Source organism: Pseudomonas sp. Pseusp10, assembly GCF_059492225.1.
In genome coordinates, this window is the sequence record NZ_CP168528.1 from 5,270,198 (window position 1) to 5,293,859 (window position 23,662).

The 23,662-nt window shown below is 50.4% G+C and carries 18 protein-coding genes and 1 pseudogene; all 19 read right to left on the reverse strand.

Annotated elements, in window-relative coordinates; all coding sequences use genetic code 11:
- Window positions 1-108: 108 nt before the first annotated feature.
- Window positions 109-2,103, reverse strand: a complete 1,995-nt coding sequence (locus tag ACEN8Z_RS24025) for a polysaccharide biosynthesis protein (protein WP_495595892.1) — start codon at window positions 2,101-2,103, stop codon at window positions 109-111.
- Between the two features lie 83 nt (window positions 2,104-2,186).
- On the reverse strand, window positions 2,187-3,224 hold the full coding sequence (locus ACEN8Z_RS24030; protein WP_442101115.1) for an MraY family glycosyltransferase: 1,038 nt from the start codon (window positions 3,222-3,224) through the stop codon (window positions 2,187-2,189).
- A 2-nt stretch (window positions 3,225-3,226) separates the two neighbouring features.
- A complete protein-coding gene (locus ACEN8Z_RS24035) occupies window positions 3,227-4,186 on the reverse strand; it encodes a UDP-glucose 4-epimerase family protein (RefSeq protein WP_495595893.1) in 960 nt (319 codons plus the stop codon).
- Complete coding sequence (locus ACEN8Z_RS24040; RefSeq protein ID WP_495595894.1) at window positions 4,186-5,439, reverse strand: glycosyltransferase family 4 protein; 1,254 nt, start codon at window positions 5,437-5,439, stop codon at window positions 4,186-4,188. The genes ACEN8Z_RS24035 and ACEN8Z_RS24040 overlap by 1 nt, the downstream gene beginning before the upstream one ends.
- Before the next feature lie 229 nt (window positions 5,440-5,668).
- On the reverse strand, window positions 5,669-7,663 hold the full coding sequence (locus ACEN8Z_RS24045) for a polysaccharide biosynthesis protein (RefSeq protein ID WP_495595895.1): 1,995 nt from the start codon (window positions 7,661-7,663) through the stop codon (window positions 5,669-5,671).
- Between the two features lie 314 nt (window positions 7,664-7,977).
- Window positions 7,978-8,244, reverse strand: a pseudogene (locus ACEN8Z_RS24050) (aminotransferase); the annotation flags it as partial.
- Window positions 8,245-8,281: 37 nt separating this feature from the next.
- Complete coding sequence (gene wecB, locus ACEN8Z_RS24055; protein WP_495595896.1) at window positions 8,282-9,412, reverse strand: non-hydrolyzing UDP-N-acetylglucosamine 2-epimerase; 1,131 nt, start codon at window positions 9,410-9,412, stop codon at window positions 8,282-8,284.
- A 27-nt stretch (window positions 9,413-9,439) separates the two neighbouring features.
- Window positions 9,440-10,552, reverse strand: a complete 1,113-nt coding sequence (wbjC, locus tag ACEN8Z_RS24060) for a UDP-2-acetamido-2,6-beta-L-arabino-hexul-4-ose reductase (protein WP_495595897.1) — start codon at window positions 10,550-10,552, stop codon at window positions 9,440-9,442.
- 3 nt (window positions 10,553-10,555) lie between these two features.
- Window positions 10,556-11,590 (reverse strand): polysaccharide biosynthesis protein, encoded by a 1,035-nt coding sequence (locus ACEN8Z_RS24065; RefSeq protein WP_007999949.1) that lies wholly within the window; start codon window positions 11,588-11,590, stop codon window positions 10,556-10,558.
- A gap of 85 nt (window positions 11,591-11,675) precedes the next feature.
- Window positions 11,676-12,878 carry a glycosyltransferase family 4 protein gene (locus tag ACEN8Z_RS24070; RefSeq protein WP_495595898.1) on the reverse strand — a complete coding sequence of 401 codons (1,203 nt, stop codon included), beginning with the start codon at window positions 12,876-12,878 and terminating at the stop codon, window positions 11,676-11,678.
- Window positions 12,856-14,106 carry an MATE family efflux transporter gene (locus ACEN8Z_RS24075; RefSeq protein ID WP_495595899.1) on the reverse strand — a complete coding sequence of 417 codons (1,251 nt, stop codon included), beginning with the start codon at window positions 14,104-14,106 and terminating at the stop codon, window positions 12,856-12,858. The genes ACEN8Z_RS24070 and ACEN8Z_RS24075 overlap by 23 nt, the downstream gene beginning before the upstream one ends.
- On the reverse strand, window positions 14,103-15,788 hold the full coding sequence (locus tag ACEN8Z_RS24080; RefSeq protein ID WP_495595900.1) for an EpsG family protein: 1,686 nt from the start codon (window positions 15,786-15,788) through the stop codon (window positions 14,103-14,105). Before ACEN8Z_RS24080 ends, ACEN8Z_RS24075 begins: the two co-directional genes overlap by 4 nt.
- Before the next feature lie 695 nt (window positions 15,789-16,483).
- The gene (locus ACEN8Z_RS24085; RefSeq protein WP_495595901.1) at window positions 16,484-17,512 is read right to left on the reverse strand and encodes an LPS O-antigen chain length determinant protein WzzB; all 1,029 of its coding nucleotides are present in this window, start codon (window positions 17,510-17,512) and stop codon (window positions 16,484-16,486) included.
- Between the two features lie 224 nt (window positions 17,513-17,736).
- Window positions 17,737-17,982, reverse strand: a complete 246-nt coding sequence (locus ACEN8Z_RS24090; RefSeq protein ID WP_495595902.1) for a lipopolysaccharide assembly protein LapA domain-containing protein — start codon at window positions 17,980-17,982, stop codon at window positions 17,737-17,739.
- On the reverse strand, window positions 17,975-18,298 hold the full coding sequence (ihfB, locus tag ACEN8Z_RS24095) for an integration host factor subunit beta (protein WP_007999939.1): 324 nt from the start codon (window positions 18,296-18,298) through the stop codon (window positions 17,975-17,977). The genes ACEN8Z_RS24090 and ihfB overlap by 8 nt, the downstream gene beginning before the upstream one ends.
- Before the next feature lie 151 nt (window positions 18,299-18,449).
- Window positions 18,450-18,731, reverse strand: coding sequence for a hypothetical protein (locus ACEN8Z_RS24100; RefSeq protein ID WP_495595903.1), 282 nt, complete (start codon window positions 18,729-18,731; stop codon window positions 18,450-18,452).
- A gap of 207 nt (window positions 18,732-18,938) precedes the next feature.
- Entirely contained in the window at window positions 18,939-20,630 is a 1,692-nt protein-coding gene (gene rpsA, locus ACEN8Z_RS24105) for a 30S ribosomal protein S1 (protein ID WP_007973639.1), read from the reverse strand.
- A 120-nt stretch (window positions 20,631-20,750) separates the two neighbouring features.
- Entirely contained in the window at window positions 20,751-21,440 is a 690-nt protein-coding gene (cmk, locus tag ACEN8Z_RS24110) for a (d)CMP kinase (RefSeq protein WP_007973641.1), read from the reverse strand.
- Complete coding sequence (locus tag ACEN8Z_RS24115) at window positions 21,437-23,644, reverse strand: bifunctional prephenate dehydrogenase/3-phosphoshikimate 1-carboxyvinyltransferase (RefSeq protein ID WP_495598187.1); 2,208 nt, start codon at window positions 23,642-23,644, stop codon at window positions 21,437-21,439. The genes cmk and ACEN8Z_RS24115 overlap by 4 nt, the downstream gene beginning before the upstream one ends.
- Between the last annotated feature and the right edge of the window lie 18 nt (window positions 23,645-23,662).

The window sequence follows — 23,662 nt, forward strand, 5'->3', positions numbered from 1 at the left end:
GAAACTCCATGACGTCGTTTGAGAAAGCAGCTTTTCCGAAGCTGCTCTCCAAACGTAGGCTATGCCATGGGACTGTCAAAAATGTGTACGTTACTGCATATGAAACAATCAGGGCTCAAGGCGGCGCTGCTGGTAGATCCAATCGACAATCTCACCGTCGGGGGTGTAGCCGCTGACGGTATCGCGCAACAACTGGCGGACGCGCGCATAGTCGTCCTGATCCACCGCAGCGAGCAACTCGGCCAGCTTCAGCTTGAGCACATCCCACGGCAGGTGATCCTCGTTGGCCGTCATGATCATTGGATGCTGGGTCGCGCTGACGTTGTCACCGATCAACAGCTCTTCGTAGAGCTTCTCACCCGGACGCAGCCCGGTGAATTCGATAGCGATGTCACCATGCAGGTTTTTTTCCGAACGGACGCTCAGGCCGGACAAATGGATCATCTTCTCGGCCAGCTCGACGATCCTCACGGGCTCGCCCATGTCCAGGACAAAAACGTCACCACCCTGCCCCATGGAGCCCGCCTGAATCACCAACTGCGCCGCTTCAGGGATGGTCATGAAGTATCGGGTGATCTTCGGATGTGTGACCGTCAGCGGACCGCCTGACTTGATCTGCTTGTGAAACAACGGAATGACCGAACCCGACGATCCCAGCACGTTACCAAACCGTACCATGGTGAAGCGTGTTTTGTTCACACGCGAAACATTGCTCGTATCCGCGAACAACACCGGAGCCAACTCACGACTCAGCGCTTGCAACGTCAATTCGGCAAGGCGCTTGGTGCTGCCCATGACATTGGTGGGCCGTACGGCTTTGTCTGTCGAGATCAGTACGAAGTTGGCAACACCGGCTTTCAATGCCGCCTGGGCGGTATTGAGCGTACCCACCACGTTGTTCAGCACACCTTCAGCGATGTTGTGCTCAACCATCGGCACGTGTTTATACGCCGCCGCATGATAGACAGTGTCTACATGCCAGGTTTTCATCACATCGAGCAACTTCTCCGGATTGCGCACGGAACCGAGAATAGGCAATAAACGTACAGACAAAGACTCACGGGCAACCCGTTGCTCAAGCTCGGACAAGATGCTGTAAAGATTGAACTCACTGTGCTCGAACAACAGCAGCGTCGTTGGATGCAATGCAAGAATCTGCCGACATAACTCTGAACCGATCGAACCGCCGGCCCCGGTGACCAGAACAGACTGTCCCTTGATGCAATGCTCAAGCAGGTCACCCTGGGCTGGAACGGTATCCCGGCCCAGCAGGTCGGCGATGTCCACTTCCTGGATGTCATCGACCTTTACCCGCCCGCTGGCCAGGTCCATGAAACCGGGAACGCTTCGAACGTGGAGCGGGAAACCTTCGAGATAACCAAGAATTTCCCGGCGCCGCCCACGGTTGGACGACGGGATGGCCAGCAGGATTTCCTGGGCCCCGGTGTTATCGATCATCTGCTGGATATGTTTGGGCTTATAAACTTGCAAACCGGAAATAACCCTGTCGGCAATCCCGCTATCATCATCGATAAACGCCACCGGACGCATGACTCGCCCCATCCGCAAGGCAGCAACCAGCTGGTTACCGGCTGCCCCCGCACCGTAAATGGCGACTTTCGGCAAACCATCGTCACGACTGGTAAACGGAACGTGCTGGGCAGCACTGAACCAGTCGCCCAAAAAGTATTGACGCATGGCCAGGCGAAGCCCGCCGATCATGATCAGACTCAACCACCAGTAGTTGAAAATGATTGAGCGTGGAACGACGTTTTGGTGATTGCTGTACCAATAAACAACTACGCCAAGAATCAGCGACGACAAGCTGACCGCCTTGATAATGGCGATCAACGCATCGTTGCCGAAGTAGCGCATGACTGCGCGATACATGCCAAACCGGATAAACAACGGGATTGCAACGACCGGGGCACTCAAGAAAAGCCAGGAATGGACGATCAGTGGATTGACCATATCATCAATGCCAAGGCGAACCAGAAACGCCAACCACAACGCTGCCCACACGAGAATGACGTCAGCCGTAACCTGAATGAGCCGTTTTTGACGGCGCGACAGCTCAAGCAACAGTTTGCGCAATTTATCCATAACCCCGTCGTACACCTCTAACCACTCCCCATGACCGTGCTTGATCAGTGTACGTCTCCTGACGCACTTGTTACTTCAAATAATCACAAATCAGCTATTGAGGGACTGGCTTTTTCGATTTCACCCGCGTGAAATTTGAGCGCCAGAATTACCAGTGGGATATAGGCGATTATCAGGCCAAGCGCACCATCCAATCCAAAGGAAGTCACGCAAAGTGCAACGGGCAGCAACCAACCTACGTTGATTGCCCCGACGGCGAGAGTGACAGGCAAATGCTTGCGATATCGGCGTGATGCAAACTGATAGGCGTGACTACGATGAGCTTCATAAACTTTGTCACCGCGAACCAGGCGACGAATCAAGGTGAAGGTTGCGTCTACAACAAACACTCCCAACAGGATCAGCCAGGCCCAGAGCAACTGCGGTGCAATCCAGGCAGCCTGAATCGAGATGACACCGAGCACCATACCGAGGAACCCGCTTCCAGCGTCTCCCATAAAGATGCGTGCAGGGGGAAAATTCCAAAACAGAAATCCTCCAACCGCCATCGCCAACAGTCCTGGAACCCACATCTGGCTTTCGAATCCATTCAGCCAATAAAGCAGACAAGCACCCAGGCACGCCGAAATCGCTTCAACACTGGCTATACCATCGATTCCATCCATGAAATTGTAAAGATTGAGCATCCAGACAAGATAGACCGCCGCCAGGATGCATCCGAGCCAACCAAGATCCACAGCCCATCCAAACAAGGTAATCGGAGGCAGCCCCCCCAGACAGAACAAGGCCCAGGCGGCCGCACAGAAATGGCCTAACAAGCGCCAACGTGCTGCTATATGACCATGATCATCCATGAAGCCGACAATTGCGATCAGGCCACCCGCCCCCCCGATAGCGATCAACAGTGGCATGGTTGCCAACTGCGCCCATGCCAGAAATGGCAGCGCCAACAAAAATGCGATGACGATCGCGACACCACCGCCCCTGGGAGTGGGTACTGAATGAGAACTGCGAGCATTGGGGACGTCGATAATACTTCGCGCCAATGCATAACGACGTAATACCGCTGTCAATATTAAGGAAACACTCGCCACCGCAGGAACTAACCACCAATAGATCATTGTTATTTACTTTCTTGAAAATGTTGTGCTGTAGCCTTCAGTGCGTCATCTGCCGAGACCGGAGGTGTCCACCCCAGCAATGAGCGCGTTTTGCTGATGTCTACCTGCAAGGATCCACATAACCGGTTTGACAGGGCTTTCCTTCCGAGCAATGTGGCGATGCCGCGCAGGACGCTGGCAGGTATTGGTACAAGCCGAGCCGTACGCCCAAGGGCAAGCGCAATCTTGCGCAGCAATTGAGTGGTGGAAAGATCCTCACCATCACTGACCAGAAAGGTCTGATTAGCGGCCGCCGGATGACCGATACAGGTGACAATCAAATCCACCAGATTGTCCAATGCTACGAGACTGCGGCTGTTGTGAATCGCCCCAAAAGGCAAGGGAATACCTTTATCGAGCCATCGCATCATGCTTTGAAAGTTGGCCTTGACCCCGGGGCCGTAAACCAACACTGGCCTTATGATCACGACCTCCATCCCGGTCTCCACGGCCAATTCACGCAACAGCTCTTCGGCTTCCATCTTGGATATCCCATAGGGATCTGCCGGGGCTGGCGTGTCCTCGGGAGAATATGTGACACCCAAATCGGTACTTTCGCCGTTCACCTTGATGGAACTGATAAATACGAAGCGTCGGACACCTGCAGACGCTGCCTGGCGTGCAAGGTTCAATGTACCTTCAACATTGACTCGCCTGAATGCCGCCAAGGGATCGGTTTCGGTATCGTTCATCACATGAACGCGAGCCGCGGCATGTATGACCACGTCTACGCCGGTGAGACCGTTTTTCCAGGACGTAGCACCATCGATACTGTCAACGTGGATCGTCGAGACTTTATTCTGAAGTAATTGCGATCCATTACGCAGCGCGGCAATGACAGTGTAGTTTCTTGCGACCAGACACCTTAGCGTCGCGCCACCAACAAACCCTGTTGCTCCGGTTAACAATACGGTCTTCGACATTATTGGGTGGTCCTTCGCAAAGTAGCAACGCGAAACAACTCTTCCAGACGCTCCATAAGTGCAGGTTTGGAAAAGTGGCTCAAATAGTAGGACCGACCGGCACGCCCCATAGTTTCACGTTGAGCAGGGGATGTGGTGGCCAACTCCAAAGTAATCCGCACAAGCCCCTGGATATCACCTGAGGGGCAGGAAAATCCCCCGCCTGACTCTTCGATTACCCGTGCTGCCTCCCCATTGATCATGCCCAGGATCGGCTTGCTCGAAGCCATATAAGCCTGAACCTTCCCGGGAATCGTCTTCTCGAATACATCATTGGTTTTCAATGAAACCAGCAACGCATCGGCACAAGCAAACACCCCAGGCATCTCGCTCAGAGGGTGTCGTCCCAGCAGCAATACGTTGCTCAAGTTTCTTGTCGTGACTTGTTCATGCAACCATTTGCTCATACGTCCATCCCCCACGATCACCCAGCGCACTGCGACTTTGTTCTTCAATGCTTCTGCGGCGTCCAGGATCGCGGGAAAATCCTGCGCTTCGCCTAAATTTCCTGCAAAAACAATGGTGAAGACTGAGTCATCTCGCTGTAGCAAATTTGAAGTGAGCGGAGTGGAGGCCGAAAAGTCATCCTCAGCCCAACTTGGGAAATAAATCAAACGCTCTGGGGTGATTTCCTTCGTGCAATATTGTTTTACGTTGTCGGCAAAACCTTTGGATTGTAAAAGCAAATAATCAGCACGATTGTAGATCGCACTGACCACGCGCCCGACCAAAGCCAACAAGGCGGGCTGACGAAGTACCCCTACAGCCCTCAGAGTTTCCGGCCAAAGATCAAGGACCCAGACAAATACCGGGGCCTTTTTTATTCGCCCTAACACAACTGCGGGAATAGCAGCCATAATAGGAGAAACTGCGTATACGAAAACTGCATCAAACTTTTCATTTCGAAGCTTGAAAACGCCGAGTGTAGAAGCGCTGAGAAAAAAAGAAACGTAATTGAAAACCAGGCTAACACTGCGTTTTCCACGCGAAACTAATGGAACTCTAACTACGCGCGCACCGAAGTAGTTGCTGAAACGCTCAGGACTGGCACTAAATTCAGAATATACCGAACCTTCTGGATAATTTGGCCATCCGGTCAACACAGTGACCTCATGACCATTTTCCGAGAAGGCGCGAACCAGGTCATTGATACGCATATTTTCCGGCCAAAAATACTGTGTAACTATCAGAATCTTTAACTTATTTTCAATCATTCCTGCAGCTCAACTCAGCATTTTTTCGTTTATACAATCAAGCTATTGTAAACAATCCCCATTACTTTCTCGGCAATATTCGGCATGCGGTACTCAGCGACCGTAGCCATTACGGATAGTCGGAACTCCATGACATCAATTTTGGAAAGCAGCTTTTCTCAAGCGCCCCCCAAAGTTAGGCGATGTCTGGAGTCTGTCAAAAATATGCCTGTTGCGCAATGTGAAACAATCAGGGCTCAAGGCGGCGCTGCTGGTAGATCCAATCGACAATCTCACCGTCGGGGGTGTAGCCGCTGACGGTATCGCGCAACAACTGGCGGACGCGCGAATAATCATCCTGCTCAACGGCCCCAAGCAACTCGGCCAGCTTCAGCTTGAGCACATCCCACGGCAGATGATCCTCGTTGGCCGTCATGATCATTGGATGCCGGGTCGCGCTGACGTTGTCACCGATCAACAGCTCTTCGTAGAGCTTTTCACCCGGACGCAGCCCGGTGAACTCGATAGCGATGTCACCATGCAGGTTTTTTTCCGAACGGACGCTCAGACCGGACAAATGGATCATCTTCTCGGCCAGTTCGACGATCCTCACGGGCTCGCCCATGTCCAGGACAAAAACGTCACCACCCTGCCCCATGGAGCCCGCCTGAATCACCAACTGCGCCGCTTCAGGGATGGTCATGAAGTATCGGGTGATCTTCGGATGTGTGACCGTCAGTGGACCGCCTGACTTGATCTGCTTGTGAAACAACGGAATGACCGAACCCGACGATCCCAGGACGTTACCAAACCGTACCATGGTGAAGCGTGTTTTGTTCATTCGCGAAACATTGCTCGTATCCGCGAACAACACCGGAGCCAACTCACGACTCAGCGCTTGCAACGTCAATTCGGCAAGGCGCTTGGTGCTGCCCATGACATTGGTGGGCCGTACGGCTTTGTCTGTCGAGATCAGTACGAAGTTGGCAACACCGGCTTTCAATGCCGCCTGGGCGGTATTGAGCGTACCCACCACGTTGTTCAGCACACCTTCAGCGATGTTGTGCTCAACCATCGGCACGTGTTTATACGCCGCCGCATGATAGACAGTGTCTACATGCCAGGTTTTCATCACATCGAGCAACTTCTCCGGATTGCGCACGGAACCGAGAATAGGCAATAAACGTACAGACAAAGACTCACGGGCAACCCGTTGCTCAAGCTCGGACAAGATGCTGTAAAGATTGAACTCACTGTGCTCGAACAACAGCAGCGTCGTTGGATGCAATGCAAGAATCTGCCGACATAACTCTGAACCGATCGAACCGCCGGCCCCGGTGACCAGAACAGACTGTCCCTTGATGCAATGCTCAAGCAGGTCACCCTGGGCTGGAACGGTATCCCGGCCCAGCAGGTCGGCGATGTCCACTTCCTGGATGTCATCGACCTTTACCCGCCCGCTGGCCAGGTCCATGAAACCGGGAACGCTTCGAACGTGGAGCGGGAAACCTTCGAGATAACCAAGAATTTCCCGGCGCCGCCCACGGTTGGATGACGGGATGGCCAGCAGGATTTCCTGGGCCCCGGTGTTATCGATCATCTGCTGGATATGTTTGGGCTTATAAACTTGCAAACCGGAAATAACCCTGTCGGCAATCCCGCTATCATCATCGATAAACGCCACCGGACGCATGACTCGCCCCATCCGCAAGGCAGCAACCAGCTGGTTACCGGCTGCCCCCGCACCGTAAATGGCGACTTTCGGCAAACCATCGTCACGACTGGTAAACGGAACGTGCTGGGCAGCACTGAACCAGTCGCCCAAAAAGTATTGACGCATGGCCAGGCGAAGCCCGCCGATCATGATCAGACTCAACCACCAGTAGTTGAAAATGATTGAGCGTGGAACGACGTTTTGGTGATTGCTGTACCAATAAACAACTACGCCAAGAATCAGCGACGACAAGCTGACCGCCTTGATAATGGCGATTAGCGCATCATTTCCAAAGTAGCGCATGACAGCACGGTACATGCCAAAGCGAATGAAAAGAGGAACAGCAATCACAGGAGCGCTAATAAATAGCCAGACGTGCGGAATAAACGAGTTGACCATCTCGTCTGGTCCCAGACGCACAATAAACGCCATCCATAAGGCTACCCACACAAGAACGACGTCGGCCGCAACCTGAATGAACCGTTTTTGATGGCGTGGCAGCTCAAGCAACAGTTTGCGCAATTTATCCATAACTCCGTCGTACACCTCGAACCGCTCACCTGTTGATCGTGCTGACGAGTGTACGTCTCCGACGCTCTCGTACTTTTTAATAACTAGTCTGGCTCAAAATATTGAAACCGGTAGCGCCATAAGGGAGCTAAATCACCAGCACGAGGCGCGTGCAAGGAATGCAGGCCTCGACCGTTACTACCGGCAAGAACTGAAACCCTGAGGAGAAGGGGATCAGATATTACGAATATCAGGCGATTTTTCGCCATCCCCTTTTCCCACCGGCAAGAACCGACTCGCATCAAAAGCAGGAAATTGTGAGGCCCCAAATGGGTCTAAGGCTTCACGACTTGCTGCATAACACTGCAAATCACCTCGCAGGTCTTTTCGATTTCGGCTTCAGTCAACGTCGGGTGTACCAAGAACATCAAGCTTGTCTCAACCAGCTCTTTCGCAATAGGTAGTCGTGCTTCTGGACGCCAGCCAGTATCGTCAAATGCTTTATCAAGGTACACCTCAGAGCAAGATCTGGAATAACATGGAACGCCAAGCGCAGAAATCCCGGACAGAATGCGATCACGAGCCCAGTAAACCGTCAACTGCTATGGCTCTACAACAAAACCCGAATAGCCATTCGTATCAGTACCTTCTCCAGACAGTACGCATAACGTAGTCTCGATAGCTATGAATAATTCGTACCACTTTTTCGGATACATTCGGCATGCTGTAATCCGCAACCAGACGCAAGCTTCGATTTTCATCGCGACCCTGGCTTTCTAGTAACTGCAATCCTTGGAGCACGCGCTCCAGCTCCAACCCCACCATCATGACAGCCGCTTCCTCCATACCTTCAGGTCGCTCATGGGCCTCACGTAAATTCAGCGCTGGAAAATTAAGAATCGAAGACTCCTCGTTGATAGTGCCACTATCAGACAAGGCGGCCTTCGATGCGAGTTGCAGCTTGTTATAATCCTTGAAACCAAGAGGTTTAAGTAACCGAACATTCTTATGAAACACAACCCCAAGTGCATCGACACGCTTTTGTGTACGCGGATGCGTAGACACAATGACCGGAAGATCATATGTTTTGGCTACAGCGTTCAGCACCTCAACCAGTTTAAGGAAGTTTTTATCTGAATCGATATTTTCCTCCCTGTGTGCGCTGACAACAAAAAACTGTCCCGCCTGCAAACCGTGACGTTCCAATACATCCGACGCATCAATGCCCTCACGATAGTGGGTCAGCACTTCAAACATTGGACTTCCTGTTTTGACGACCATGTCCGGTGCAAGCCCCTCACGCAGGAGGTAGTCACGAGCTATTGTGCTATAAGTGAGATTAATGTCAGCCGTATGATCTACAATTCGACGGTTAATCTCCTCAGGAACTCGCATGTCAAAACAACGGTTACCAGCCTCCATATGAAACGTTGGAATCTTGCGTCGCTTCGCCGGAATAACTGCCATACAGCTATTAGTATCCCCCAAGACCAACATAGCCTCGGGTAACACCTCGGAAAGCATCCGATCGATCGAAATAATTACATTGCCAATCGTTTCTGCGCCAGTCGTACCTGCCGCATTCAAAAAATAATCGGGCTTCCGTATACCAAGATCCTGAAAGAAAATCTCGTTCAACTCATAATCATAATTTTGACCGGTGTGTACCAAGACGTGGTCACAGTATCGGTCGAGAGCGACTATGACACGCGACAAACGAATAATTTCCGGGCGCGTACCTACAACAGTAACTACTTTCAGCTTTTTCATCACAATCCTCTACCTGATCGATAGGCTTCAAGGGCACACTGGCAATGCATAGGTGTCCGGATGTTCACGATCAAATATTTCATTTGCCCATAGCATCACGATCAGTTCATCATTACCAATATTAGTGATGTCGTGGGTCCAGCCCGGCACTGTTTCAACTATTCTCGGTTGATCGCCTGTCGTCTGCAACTCGTAAAATTCGCCAGAATCGATATGACGAAAACGGAAACTTGCGGTACCCTTAATCACAAGAAACTTTTCAGTCTTTGAGTGATGGTAATGACCGCCACGTGTGATACCGGGAAATGCTGTGAAATAAGAAAACTGTCCCGAGTCCTTTGTCTTGAGCATCTCCACAAACACACCACGAGGGTCTCCATATTTAGGAACCTCATAAGTAAAAGACTCAGGTGGGAGATAACTCAGATACGTTGAATAAAGAGCGCGGGGCAACCCCTCACCTACGGCTTCGCTAATAAGCGTCGACCGGCTTTCGCGAAACGCTCGCAACTGAGCAGCCAATGCGCCTACCGTTGTAGAATAAACGGGTTGAACGACGGCAGCCGACTCTTTTGAAATACGGCCGTCCATAATTGCGATAAAATGACGAACTACGTCATCAACATAAACTAATGTAAGAGAGGCATTTTCATCGTGAATATGAATAGGCAGATCATGTGCAATGTTATGGCAAAAAGTTGCTACCGCTGAATTGTAATTAGGTCTTGCCCACTTCCCGAACACATTAGGGAGACGAAAAATGTGTACGTCGTTCCCATTTTTACGGGCCAATTCGCTCAATGCACTTTCCGCATCGAGCTTGCTCCGACCATACGGATTGTCTTGATCAGCCTGAGTTGACGATGTATATACAAGAGGTATCTTTCGGCTGCTAGCCGCAACGGCATCACAAACAATCCGAGTAAGATCGCTGTTACCACTCACGAACTCTTCCGGATTCTGTGGTCGGTTAACTCCCGCCAGGTGAAATACACAATCAGCTTCAGCGACTAACCCCCCAAGCAACGCCGGGTCGTCTCCGCGAACGAATGAAAGCACTTCGACATCCGCACGTTCGCGTAGATGAGCAGCAAGATTCTTGCCAATGAAACCGCTGGCACCGGTGATTAGTACCTTCATCAATCATTCCTCCGGAGTAACAATTTCACCGCGCTGGATGGCCTTCATGAAATCCAGCTTAAGCAACAATTGCTGCATACCTGCTACATCCAGGCGCTGAGTATTATGAGAATTATAATCCTCCATCCGAGAAATTTTTTCTTCACCCTGCTCAACAAATTTACTGTAGTTCAAATCCCGCAAGTCAGGCGGGACACGGAAATAGTCACCCATATCCTCCGCGCATGCCATTTCCTCGCGACTCAGAAGCGCTTCATAGAGCTTCTCGCCGTGTCGAGTTCCTATAACCTGGATTGGGTGATCAGGTTTACCGACCATCTGCGTCAATGCCTGCGCAAGGACCTCTACCGTAGCTGCTGGAGCTTTTTGAACAAACAAATCGCCATTATTACCATGTTCAAACGCGTACAACACCAATTCGACCGCATCGGCCAATGTCATCATGAATCGTGTCATATTAGGGTCTGTTATGGACAGAGCCTTACCCGCACGAATTTGCTCTATAAACAACGGAATTACCGATCCACGAGACGCCATAACATTGCCGTATCGCGTACCACAAATTACGGTTTTAGTGTCATCGACGTTTCGAGACTTCGCCACCATAACCTTTTCCATCATTGCCTTTGATATACCCATTGCATTAATCGGATATACCGCCTTGTCAGTACTCAGGCAAACTACACGACGGACTTCATTTTGAATTGCAGCTTCCAATACGTTATCTGTGCCAACAACGTTGGTTTTGACGGCCTCCATAGGGTGAAACTCACAGGAAGGCACCTGCTTCAAAGCTGCAGCATGAAAGATATAGTCCACACCACGCGAAGCATTCAACACACATTGATAATCGCGAACATCCCCGATATAAAACTTCAACTTGGAACTTGAGTAACGCTTACGCATATCGTCTTGTTTCTTTTCATCACGACTAAATATGCGAATTTCGGCGATATCAGTATCTAAAAACCGCTTAAGGACCGCGTTACCAAAAGATCCGGTACCACCAGTGATCATTAGAATTTTATCTGTAAACATATTATTCTCCAGTCCAATCTCAATATGCTCTAAAGCAAAAACCCGCTTATCAGCTAGCACTCATTCCAGCCAATCGCCAATCGCATCAAATTAGATCGTCAGTCAAGTGATGCGAGGTTTTACGCACCTGCAAATGCTCAAGATACCATTTCTGCCCTGAACACCCAACATTAAATAGCTCATCTCTCGACAGCTTATAAGCTGCTTCAAAGCTTTCAACTAGCTTAGAGTGATACTTCGGCGAAGCACTCCACCCCCCCCTTATCTCCTCCTCGAGAATACTTCCGAAGTCGGTAGCATCCTCTACATAGGCAAGCACCGGAACGGCAGCTCTGAAATAGTCAACAGCTTTCGAAGGAAACGTGGGCACGGATACGTGCCCCGAATTAAATACAAACCCGAGGTCAGCGCCTTTAAGAAAACGCATGTATTCTTCCCTGGGTCTAAAGCCCTTATAGCGAACGATATCCAGCACATCATTAGCTTTTAAATCATTGAGCATTGCATCTCGCTCAGGGCCATCACCAAATATATAGAAAACAGAGTTGATTCCATTCGTTTTTGAATGCAACGCCAACTCGATTAACTTATCAATTCCGCGCCCTTTTATAAGTTGCCCGCCAAACACACAGACCAATTGGTCCTGGATCCCTTCTGATGCTCTTGCCTCAAGATAAGCCTGCTTATTTCTGACTTGAACATCATTGGGGCCCCAAAGGTATAAAATCTCTGACTGAACACCAGGACTGATTTTATAGTTACTCTTAAAAAACTCGAGATTTTTTTGAGACATAAGACCAATACGATCATAACCATTACAGGCTTTTGTCTCGATGAACTTTAAGATCGGCGCCCCCCAATTAGGCAGCAAACCCAACTGCAAATGGTAAATTGGAAAAAAATCCCAAAGTATCAGGTAGGACGATTTGACTCTACGTTTCAGAGCATTGAATATTGGGTGCATAACCATGGCAGGTGAATAGTTAATCACCAGATCGTATTGTGACTGAGACAAGCATTTTTTAACATTTGGAATATTTAGACGCGCAGCAAAAAACCACTTCAAGACCTGGCCAACCCTTCCCCTCAAAGCACCGACCATAGTTGAAAAGACATGAATTTTTACGCCATTCTTTTCAACGAAAGCGTATTGCTTATGCTGTCCACTCCAATCTAGAAAAACCACCTCCACACTATGGTTAAGCGCGAGCTCCTCAGCCAAACTATCCGTCAACCAAGAGTGACCACTCTGAAGAGAGTAACTACTACACAGCATTAGAATTTTCAACTTGGCGCCCCTTAAAATAACAAAAAACCAAAACACACATTACAGAAGCGCATATTACATACGCAACCACATAGGACAAACCCACCCCTTCAACATTGCCACGAGATTGCAAGAGGTGATAAAAAGTAAAAAATAGAACACCTTGCAATACCTCGAACAGCAGTGCACTACCGTAACGCCCAGCCGATATTAAAGTAAACGAACAGAATAATGCAACCCCTCTAAAATAATCGCCAATCAAATAATAAGAAAAATAACTTCTTGCCGTTTTATATTCATCACTAAACAACAAGTACACAATAATATCGCGAAGACAAAACACCGTCACCGCTACAGCAAGGTAAACCATTGAAATGGCGATTAACTTTTTCTGCCAACCCCACCAACTTATCGCCGACAGATTTTTCGAAAAATATGGGAGGAGAATCGCAGAGCAAAACAATCCATAGAACTGCTGCATGGTGTCAGAAAACTTCACTGCGACCTGCCAGTTACTTAGCTCTACTCCGCCATAGAGTTGGAGAAACAACTCTCTCACCAGGATCCCAACAAATGGCAATGATGCGAGGCCTGCGTAAACTATGATGCAATACTTCAATATCGCCAAAAAACCACCATCTACACACAGCGCCTTGAAGTTGAATCGAATACGCTCTGGAAATGACTTGATTAAAAACATCACAGGGAGGACATACGACAAAGGCATAATCCAGTAGATAGCCTTAATCGAGTCCGTTTCCACTGCAACAAATACCAAAAACAAATACACCAAAGACGCCGCAACGTTCGAAAAGGCAAACAACTTCAGCCTTTTTCTGGCCAGCGCCAACGCCATCAAACAACCATAAACATTTGATATATAAAACACCACCAAACAATACAATATAAAAAACCAACTAACCTCATCAAAAAAAATGTAAGTCTCTAAATAACTCTTGAAACCAATCATTAAAAATGCAAGTAAAAACAAAAAAATCAAGCCATAGGAAAACACAACAGAAATCTCTTTTTCCGAAGAGATCACATCGCTTGATTGCGAAAGCCTATTCACCAAATAATTTATTGCCCCCCCTAATGAAAGCCCAAACACAATCGCCATAAATGCCATAAACTGTGTTATATAACCAAAACCTTCACTACCTAGGCTTACCGCCAAAAACCTCAAAACAGCCAACGCACAAAACATCTTTACGGAAAATGAAAACCCTATATAAAGGACGCCTTTCATTGCTCGCCCCCAAGCCACTGAGAGTCATACTCTTTATAATACTTCAGTGTCCGCTCCTCACCGTCATTCCCCTCCCCGCTCAACCACCGTTCATACATGTTGTAATAGGGGGTGTACGGGAAAAACAGCGGACCACTAACCTCGTGCATCAGCACCATAAAACTAGCCATCAAAAAAACAACACCGTAAACCAACCTATTGAAAACTCTCATTCGCATTACAGCTGTTAAAAATAAATAAAAGAAAGGCATCAATACAAAATACTTAAGCCGATCATGAAAAATTGGATATTTCCAGAAAACCAACAATGCGATTATGTATATATAACTCAAATTCAGCAGTAGCTTTTCATCTTCTTCTTCCTGAATTCGAAACACCAGAAAAACATACATAGACACCACAATCAGCTTGTATAAAAACTCTCCCACCCCTCTCTGATAGTTTACGCCCAACAACAAATAGAAATTTAGTTTCGAGCTAATAAATTCTGGCATAACCCCTGAAACAATTTGAACCACACCTCCAGCCAAATCTATGCCCGCAACATACATAATGGCAACCAGAAATAAAAAAACCAGCGTATGCGACCGAGGAAAAGACAAACGCGCCAATAACATCAGCACGCCAATCACGATAGAAAAGGTGTGAAACAACGAGGCCAACATAACAAACAAAAGAAACTTTACGTTTTTCCCCTTCAACATAAAAAGCAATGCCAAAGACAAAAAGGATAACGCAACAGACATCCTTAGGACACCCATTTGCAGCACAAGAAATAACCAGCAGAAGTAAATCAATACTCCGGTCACCGTCCCTCTTCCAAGTGCATTGTTCAACTTCAAGAAGGCGTAACAGTTGAAGATACCAACCAAAAACTGCATCCACCAAAAACTCAAACCGAGGAGACTCAAAACATAAAGAAACACCGAGAAACCTAATTCAGATCCGTTATCTCGTCCGAACGAAATAGCAGCCGCCAAACTGCCACTCTCAGATACTCCATTATATATATTCTTGTAAACAAACCAATCGTATCCGGTATCATCACGCAACCCAGCCACGATAACAAAATAAACAAAGGCTACAAAAACTGCGAGCCCAAAACTTTTGACTCGTGAACCACAAGCAAGTTCGCAAAAATACATTGGCACTAATGCTATGGCTAACCAGATATAAAACAAAACCAAATCTCCATTACGCCAATTTATTACTTGACCAAAAATCATCCTGATAGCTATTGGCCCTTGTGCCCCTTGGCGATTGTGTTTTTCTATTGAGACGAAAATCACTTTCGCGGGAGCCATTTTCTCCGCTACACCGGCACAGCCTGCTCTGCAAGACCAAGACATCCAGGCAAAACCAGCGTTGAAGCAGCGTTGAAAAGCAGCCCGCCCAAAACATCTGTCAATCCTTGAATGAGCACCAACATACCGGGCGGCATGCAACGCCGCTTTACGCAACTGCGCCCCTAAGATAGTCAGCTGCGTTCCCGACCCACTCGATTGCGACCAAAAACAATCCATAAAATGAACCGTGGCCGTGAGCATTATCGCATTTCCACCTAAACTGCACGACACCAAGCTCGGAAATAGATTATTTTTTATAATGATGGCAAAATGCTTGCGCGCCAAGCTGAAACCATTTACTGTAGGGTGAGAATTGGTGGACTTTGCGATTAACATTGACGAAATGCATGCGCATTCTATATTGCCCCTAAAACTTAGCGTCCTCCATGCAATAGCAAAACAACATCGCTTTTCTCTGACACACCCCTGCACAGCATTCAAAAAAACATATCAACCAGGTGAGAAGGCTAACTTCCTTCCCCCCCCTCCGAAGCCGTGTCTTACAAAGACATCGCCAATACACGACCTAGCCCCCCCTCACAAGATCGAAAATAGTCTTCGGAAGACTAAAACAATTGAATATTGCCGCCAGAAAACCCAGCTAATTAAAATCACGTCAGTTTAAAAACCAACCCCATGTTAGAGACTAATTAATTAGCCCCTACCCTCCATAAAAGCACTTGGAATGATTATCAAGAAACTGCATGGGCCATGAAATAAAATGACACTCGCATACCTGGAAGCCAAAATCAAAACACTAAATGAAAGACCATACAAATATGCGAGAGGTAGAGTTGCACCAGAAAGCAATCTGCCCCATATCGCCAGGTCCTACCTCCCTAAATTTTCGTATACTTAGTAATAATCAGCTTCCAGACACCAATAAAATATTCAACATCGAAACTTCAGTCCATAAAATTCGCCAGCGCAAACCATATAAAGTAATCGATATTGGGAGCTTCTAGATTTCCAAAAGGATCCCAACACCGATTTCTGCAACAACAAATTCATTGCGATCCGCGAGTAGAAGATTAACTCCGTCTCGATTTCAAAACAAAAACTCGTCCCAACGCAATAGCAGTACCCAATAGCCCACCTAAAATAACACCCAATATCAAGACAAGAGCTTTTTTAGGTTTAATGGGAGTGCTAGGTTGATCCACAATGCCATCCTGTCGATACACCGTGACGCTATACTCACCTGTTTCCAGGGCCTTGTAAAAATCATACCAATTTTGCAAGGTTCTCAACCCTGGAATAAATGGGTCATTCGACTCCCTGTTTTCGAGATTTTTCAACTCAGCCTCAAGCACCTTGCTACCGCGCATGTAGGCATCACTACCTGCCATATTACCGGCCAACCCAGATGTACCGTCACCAGTAAAAACGATAGATTTTTCCAATCCACTAGCTCTTGCAAGTGCCAAAGCCTCCCGTACCTGGCTGATCGTATCTTCTCGAACTTTTTTGGCTGACTCACGAAGAGAATCTATCTGCAACTGTTGGTTACGAGCTAAAACTGAAGCTTCTTTAGTTGCGTTGCTAATCACTTCACGCTGTGCACGTTGCCCAGCCAGCTCAACATACTGGCTCACCCAATTAGTAACTGTCACGGGGTCCTTTCCCTGAATGGAAACCAACCAACGCCCGCCCAAGTCTTTATCCACAGGCGAAACCGCCACATCCCTGGAAAACTTCTCGTACTGTTCAGCGTTTCGACTTGAGACAGGTATAAAGTTATTTTCAAAAAATGTTCGACGCAACGAGTCAGACTGAAGATTTCGCAGAAACACCTTGTATACGTCATCAACTGTAAATGGATTTAAAGCAGAGCTTTTCTCGCGCCCATAATTCAAGTTAGCAATATTTTCAAAAGTCGGTGGAGATACATAGTATTTAGCTTCGTACACGGGCGGCGATACAAATGCATACACCCCAGCTATAAAAGTAGAAACTAGCGTTACGACTAAAATAAGTTTTTTCTGCTGCAATAGAGCGTTGAAAAGCTCCAGCAAGTCGAACTCATCTGAAAAAATAACAGCGTTATTATTGCTTTGCATATTACTATTTGCCCTTCAGTTTAACCATTGCCATCAATCCGCCTTTATTAGTACCCCCCAGCCTACTAACACACTGACGAGCCAAACAAGCACGCTACCAAATCCAAAAACGTTGACTTCGAAGATTGTCCGATAAAGCTCCCTGATTGCCTCGAGTCAATTTCTAATTATACTGTACTCGGCGGTACCAAAAACCGAATCGATATCTGTAGATATTATTGCTTCTACTTGGCATTGGCACGGCGACGCTTATGACCACGTTGCCATACGACCAACATACCCATGGCCGGCCCGGCAATCAGACCGAGCAACAAGCCCCCCAGCAACAATACCGAGACGGGCAGCTGGGGAAAACTGAAGCCCAGGAACACCAAAGCGACTGCCTGCTGGTTTTCCAGAGTGAACAGAAGGATGAAGGCCAACAACGCCAACAGCAGCAGAACCCGCAACAGGCGACTGAATCTACGCACGCCCGTCACCCCGATGTTCGCTGTCGAACTCATCCTCTTCCTCATTCACCCGATCCCGCAGTTCTTTACCCGGCTTGAAATGCGGAACGAACTTGCCGTCGAGACTGACAGACTGACCGGTTTTCGGGTTACGGCCGACCCGTGGCGCGCGGTAGTGCAGAGAGAAGCTGCCAAACCCCCGGATCTCGATACGATCCCCGGTAGCCAGACATTGGGACATTTGCTCAAGCATGGTCTTGATAGCCAGCTCCACATCCTTGGATGAGAGCAGCCCTTGATGGGTGACAATTCGTTCGATCAACTCCGACTTCGTCATATTTTTCCCTTCTTTTTCAAGCAGCTAGGTAAGCGCTTCAAAGGTTTTAGCATGCCCGCACGATTTTGAACAGTCCGAGTTTTGCCATCTATCCCACCACCACAAAATGCTCGATTCCTGGAAAGTGGAAGACCTCTGAGCAATCACGGCCTCATCGGCAGATCACCAACAGGGTGCGCGTCAGGAAGCCTGCCGGGTTGAATCCAAAGGGGAAGCCCTCCTCCTCTTCCTTGAGATCATCAGACCTCGTCAAAACTTTGTAACCAGCCCCTTTACACTCCTTAGCCGCGCGCTTGTAACACTTTTCCCATTTCGAGCCGAGCCCGGAACAATCGACCTCAATACCGCTAACCCCATGCACCACGTGAGTTTTGGCGTTGGTGGTACAACCCGCTAGCACCAGAACTACTACTGCGACAATGAGCTTGTTCATTCACTTCCTTTTGCCAGAAGCCTACCGGGCGATCATTTGTCTCAGTCTAAAGACTAGCTGTTAATAAGCGTTTGATCCGGCTAAACAATCAGACAATTCTTCAGCATTTTTGGTTCACGACTCAAGCTGGTAAAGCCGACGCGACTCACCAAATTCCAGGCACAAAAAAGGGCGACCGAAGTCGCCCCTTTTTACAGAAATCAGAACTTAGTTCTGTTTTTCCATTTGTGCACGCAGCAGGTCACCCAGAGTGGTGGCCACAGGAGCATCAGTAGCTACTGGCTTGTCGCGCAGGCTCTGGATTGCTTCTTTCTCGTCTTCAACGTCTTTCGACTTGATCGAGAGCTGAATTACACGGCTCTTGCGGTCAACGCTGATGATCTTGGCTTCTACTTCTTCGCCTTCTTTCAGAACGTTGCGCGCGTCTTCAACGCGGTCACGGCTGATTTCGGAGGCTTTCAGAGTCGCTTCGATATCGTCGGCCAGAGTGATGATGGCGCCTTTAGCGTCAACTTCCTTCACGATGCCTTTAACGATGGCGCCTTTGTCATTCTCTTGAACGTACTCGGAGAACGGATCGCTTTCCAGTTGCTTGATACCCAGGGAGATGCGCTCGCGCTCTGGGTCAACCGACAGGATGACGGTGTCCAGCTCGTCGCCCTTCTTGAAGCGGCGTACGGCTTCTTCGCCCACTTCGTTCCAGGAGATGTCGGACAGGTGAACCAGACCGTCGATGCCGCCGTCCAGACCAATGAAGATACCGAAATCGGTGATCGACTTGATGGTGCCGGAGATTTTATCGCCCTTGTTGAACTGGCCAGAGAAATCTTCCCATGGGTTAGATTTGCACTGCTTGATGCCCAGGGAGATACGACGACGCTCTTCGTCGATGTCCAGAACCATAACTTCCACTTCGTCGCCGACTTGTACGACTTTCGAAGGGTGGATGTTCTTGTTGGTCCAGTCCATTTCGGAAACGTGTACCAGACCTTCAACGCCTTCTTCCAGCTCAGCGAAGCAGCCGTAGTCGGTCAGGTTGGTTACACGAGCGGTAACACGAGTGCTTTCCGGGTAACGGGCTTTGATAGCAACCCATGGATCTTCGCCCAGTTGCTTCAGGCCCAGGGAAACACGATTGCGCTCGCGATCGTACTTCAGAACCTTGACATCGATCTCGTCGCCAACGTTGACGATTTCGGAAGGATGCTTGATACGCTTCCAGGCCATGTCGGTAATGTGCAGCAGGCCATCGACGCCACCCAGATCGACGAATGCGCCGTAATCGGTGAGGTTCTTGACGATACCTTTGACTTGTTGGCCTTCCTGCAGGGATTCCAGCAGAGCTTCGCGCTCGGCGGAGTTCTCGGCTTCCAGGACGCTGCGACGGGAAACGACAACGTTGTTGCGCTTCTGGTCCAGCTTGATGACCTTGAATTCCAGCTCTTTGCCTTCCAGGTGCGTGGTGTCGCGCACTGGACGGACGTCAACCAGAGAACCTGGCAGGAACGCACGGATGCCGTTAACGTCGACAGTGAAGCCGCCTTTAACCTTACCGTTGATAACGCCCTTGACCACTTCTTCGGCTGCGAAGGCTGCTTCCAGAACAATCCAGCATTCAGCGCGCTTGGCTTTTTCACGGGACAGCTTGGTTTCACCAAAGCCATCTTCAACCGAGTCCAGAGCAACGTGAACTTCGTCACCGACGTTGATGTTCAGTTCGCCAGCGTCGTTGTAGAACTGCTCAAGCGGGATGAGTGCTTCAGACTTCAGGCCAGCGTGAACGGTTACCCAGCGAGCCTGGTAATCGATATCAACGATAACACCGGTGATGATGGAGCCTGCCTGAAGGTTCAGGGTTTTTAGGCTTTCTTCAAAGAGTTCCGCAAAGCTTTCGCTCATTTTAATTCCTGTTGATGAGGGCGAAGAATACGCCCATCTCCACACCCCAGACGGTGTGGGTTAGTTTCATTTAAAAGAAGCCACCGCAGGACTATGACTGGTCCCCTGCGGCCTTCTTGGTCACCCGGCGATATCGCGAATGGCGATCTCGCTCATGATGCGTTCCAGCACCTGGTCGATGGATAATTCCGTGGAATCCAGCTGTATGGCGTCAGCCGCCGGTTTGAGCGGGGCCACCGCTCGCTGGGTATCACGCTCATCGCGCGCACGTATCTCATCTAGCAGACTCGACAGACTAACACCCTCGACCTTGCCCTTCAACTGCAAATATCGACGGCGTGCCCGCTCCTCGGCACTGGCGGTCAGAAAAATCTTCAGCGGCGCGTCAGGAAAAACCACGGTGCCCATGTCGCGACCATCCGCAACAAGGCCCGGCGCTTCCTGAAAAGCACGTTGGCGCTGCAGCAGCGCCTCGCGTACGGCTGGCAGCGCAGCCACCTGGGAAGCGCCGGAACCGACGCTTTCGGTGCGAATGACATCGCTGACTTCATCACCTTCCAGAATGATGCGCTGCAACTGACCGTCCGTCGCCGCGATGAATTGCACATCCAGATGAGCGGCAAGTTTCTTCAGCAGCTCTTCATTGGTCAGGTCGACACCATGGTTATGCGCGGCGAAGGCCAGCAATCGGTACAACGCACCGGAATCGAGCAGGTTCCAGCCCAGGCGCTTGGCCAGGATCCCGGCTACCGTGCCCTTGCCCGAGCCGCTTGGCCCATCGATGGTGATGACCGGTGCAATGTTGTTCACGACTGCGCCTCTTGTGCCACGCGAATACCGACCTGTGCGCACAGCGCCAGGAAGTTCGGGAACGACGTCGCGACGTTGGCGCAATCATGAATGCGGATCGGCGCACTGGCGCGCAGCGAAGCAACGCTGAACGCCATGGCGATACGGTGATCGCCGTGACCGTGCACTTCACCGCCGCCGATCTGACCGCCGTCGATGATGATGCCATCCGGGGTTGGCTCGCACTTGACGCCCAGCGCCAGCAAACCATCAGCCATGACCTGGATACGGTCCGACTCCTTGACCCGCAGCTCTTCGGCACCCCGCAATACGGTGCGCCCTTCGGCACACGCGGCAGCCACGAACAGCACCGGGAACTCGTCGATCGCCAGTGGAACCAGCGCCTCGGGAATCTCGATACCTTTGAGTTTAGCTGCACGTACGCGCAGGTCTGCTACCGGTTCGCCACCCACTTCACGCTGGTTCTCCAGGGTGATGTCGGCGCCCATCAGGCGCAGGATGTCGATCACACCGGTACGGGTCGGGTTAATGCCGACGTGCTCCAGCACCAGTTCCGAACCTTCGGCGATCGACGCCGCCACCAGGAAGAACGCCGAGGACGAAATATCACCCGGGACTTCAATGTGGGTCGCGGTCAGTTTGTTACCGGACTCGACCGATGCGGTCGCACCGTTGACCGTTACCGGGTAGCCGAAGCCACGGAGCATACGCTCGGTATGGTCACGGGTCGGAGCAGGCTCGGTAACCGTGGTCTTGCCTTCGGCATACAGACCGGCCAACAGCAGGCAGGACTTAACCTGGGCACTGGCCATCGGCATGGTGTAGGTCAGCCCCTTGAGCTTGTTGCCACCACGAATGGTCATCGGCGGACGACCTTCAGCGGCGGTTTCGATCACCGCGCCCATTTCACGCAGCGGATTGGCCACGCGATTCATCGGGCGCTTGGACAGCGAAGCGTCGCCGGTCAGGGTGCTGTCAAAGTTCTGCGCAGCCAGCAAACCGGACAACAGACGCATCGAAGTACCGGAGTTGCCCAGATAGATCGGGCCCGGCGCCGGCTTCAGGCCATGCAGGCCGACACCGTGAATGGTCACGCGACCGTGGTGCGGGCCTTCGATCACGACGCCCATGTCACGGAATGCCTGCAAGGTCGCCAGGGCATCTTCGCCCTCGAGGAAGCCTTCGACTTCGGTGACACCTTCAGCCAGGGAACCGAGCATGATCGAACGGTGGGAAATCGATTTGTCACCTGGTACGCGAATCCGGCCGGACAGGCGGCCACCAGGTTGAGCCAGGAAAATCAGATCGTTGGAATTCATAGCGTCCACATAGGCCCTGCGGGCCAGGATTTTACTGAAATGCTCGCGGGCAACCCGGGCGCGAGTGAAAACGCCCAACAATTGGTGCCCATCCCCTGCATCGACCGCGTCGCGCAAGGCGTCGAGGTCGCTGCGAAATGTATCGAGTGTGCGCAGGACAGCTTCACGGTTGGCGAGGAAGATGTCGTGCCACATGACCGGGTCGCTTCCGGCGATTCTTGTGAAATCGCGGAAACCGCCCGCAGCGTAACGGAAGATCTCAAGATTTTCATTGCGCTTGGCCAGTGAGTCGACCAAACCGAACGCCAGCAAGTGCGGCAGATGACTGGTCGCGGCCAGCACTTCGTCGTGACGTTCAACCTGCATGTGCTCGACATCGGCGCCCAGCTCGCGCCACAAACGGTCGACTACTGCCAGGGCTGCCGGATCGGTCTGATCCAGCGGAGTCAGGATTACCTTGTGGCGACGGAACAGCTCGGCATTGGAGGCTTCCACCCCGCTTTGCTCGGACCCGGCAATGGGGTGCCCCGGCACGAAGCATGACGGCATACTGCCAAATGCCTCGGTGGCCGCACGCACCACATTACCCTTGGCACTGCCGACATCGGTCAGGATCGCTTGCCCCAGATCCATGCCGGCCAGGCGCGCGAGCACTTTCTCCATGGCCAGGATCGGCACCGCCAGCTGGATGACGTCGGCGCCCTGACAAGCGACGCCCAGGTCTTCCTCGCAGCGATCCACCACACCCAACTCGACCGCGAGTTTGCGCGATTGCGGATCGAGATCGACCCCGACCACTTCGCGGCACAGACCGCTTTCACGCAAACCCTTGGCAAACGAACCGCCGATCAGCCCAAGACCGACCACCACCAGGCGACCGATCATAGGTTCAGCAGATTGCAG

What these genes read in the sequence shown, in the direction of transcription:
- ACEN8Z_RS24075 (WP_495595899.1), bottom strand. Translation starts at nt 14,106, where the DNA reads ATGAAAGGCGTCCTTTATATAGGGTTTTCATTTTCCGTAAAGATGTTT.
- ACEN8Z_RS24040 (WP_495595894.1), bottom strand. Translation starts at nt 5,439, where the DNA reads ATGATTGAAAATAAGTTAAAGATTCTGATAGTTACACAGTATTTTTGG.
- ACEN8Z_RS24085 (WP_495595901.1), bottom strand. Translation starts at nt 17,512, where the DNA reads ATGCAAAGCAATAATAACGCTGTTATTTTTTCAGATGAGTTCGACTTG.
- ACEN8Z_RS24065 (WP_007999949.1), bottom strand. Translation starts at nt 11,590, where the DNA reads ATGTTTACAGATAAAATTCTAATGATCACTGGTGGTACCGGATCTTTT.
- ACEN8Z_RS24045 (WP_495595895.1), bottom strand. Translation starts at nt 7,663, where the DNA reads ATGGATAAATTGCGCAAACTGTTGCTTGAGCTGCCACGCCATCAAAAA.
- rpsA (WP_007973639.1), bottom strand. Translation starts at nt 20,630, where the DNA reads ATGAGCGAAAGCTTTGCGGAACTCTTTGAAGAAAGCCTAAAAACCCTG.
- ACEN8Z_RS24115 (WP_495598187.1), bottom strand. Translation starts at nt 23,644, where the DNA reads ATGATCGGTCGCCTGGTGGTGGTCGGTCTTGGGCTGATCGGCGGTTCG.
- ihfB (WP_007999939.1), bottom strand. Translation starts at nt 18,298, where the DNA reads ATGACGAAGTCGGAGTTGATCGAACGAATTGTCACCCATCAAGGGCTG.
- ACEN8Z_RS24030 (WP_442101115.1), bottom strand. Translation starts at nt 3,224, where the DNA reads ATGATCTATTGGTGGTTAGTTCCTGCGGTGGCGAGTGTTTCCTTAATA.
- wecB (WP_495595896.1), bottom strand. Translation starts at nt 9,412, where the DNA reads ATGAAAAAGCTGAAAGTAGTTACTGTTGTAGGTACGCGCCCGGAAATT.
- ACEN8Z_RS24025 (WP_495595892.1), bottom strand. Translation starts at nt 2,103, where the DNA reads ATGGATAAATTGCGCAAACTGTTGCTTGAGCTGTCGCGCCGTCAAAAA.
- wbjC (WP_495595897.1), bottom strand. Translation starts at nt 10,552, where the DNA reads ATGAAGGTACTAATCACCGGTGCCAGCGGTTTCATTGGCAAGAATCTT.
- ACEN8Z_RS24080 (WP_495595900.1), bottom strand. Translation starts at nt 15,788, where the DNA reads ATGTTAATCGCAAAGTCCACCAATTCTCACCCTACAGTAAATGGTTTC.
- ACEN8Z_RS24100 (WP_495595903.1), bottom strand. Translation starts at nt 18,731, where the DNA reads ATGAACAAGCTCATTGTCGCAGTAGTAGTTCTGGTGCTAGCGGGTTGT.
- ACEN8Z_RS24035 (WP_495595893.1), bottom strand. Translation starts at nt 4,186, where the DNA reads ATGTCGAAGACCGTATTGTTAACCGGAGCAACAGGGTTTGTTGGTGGC.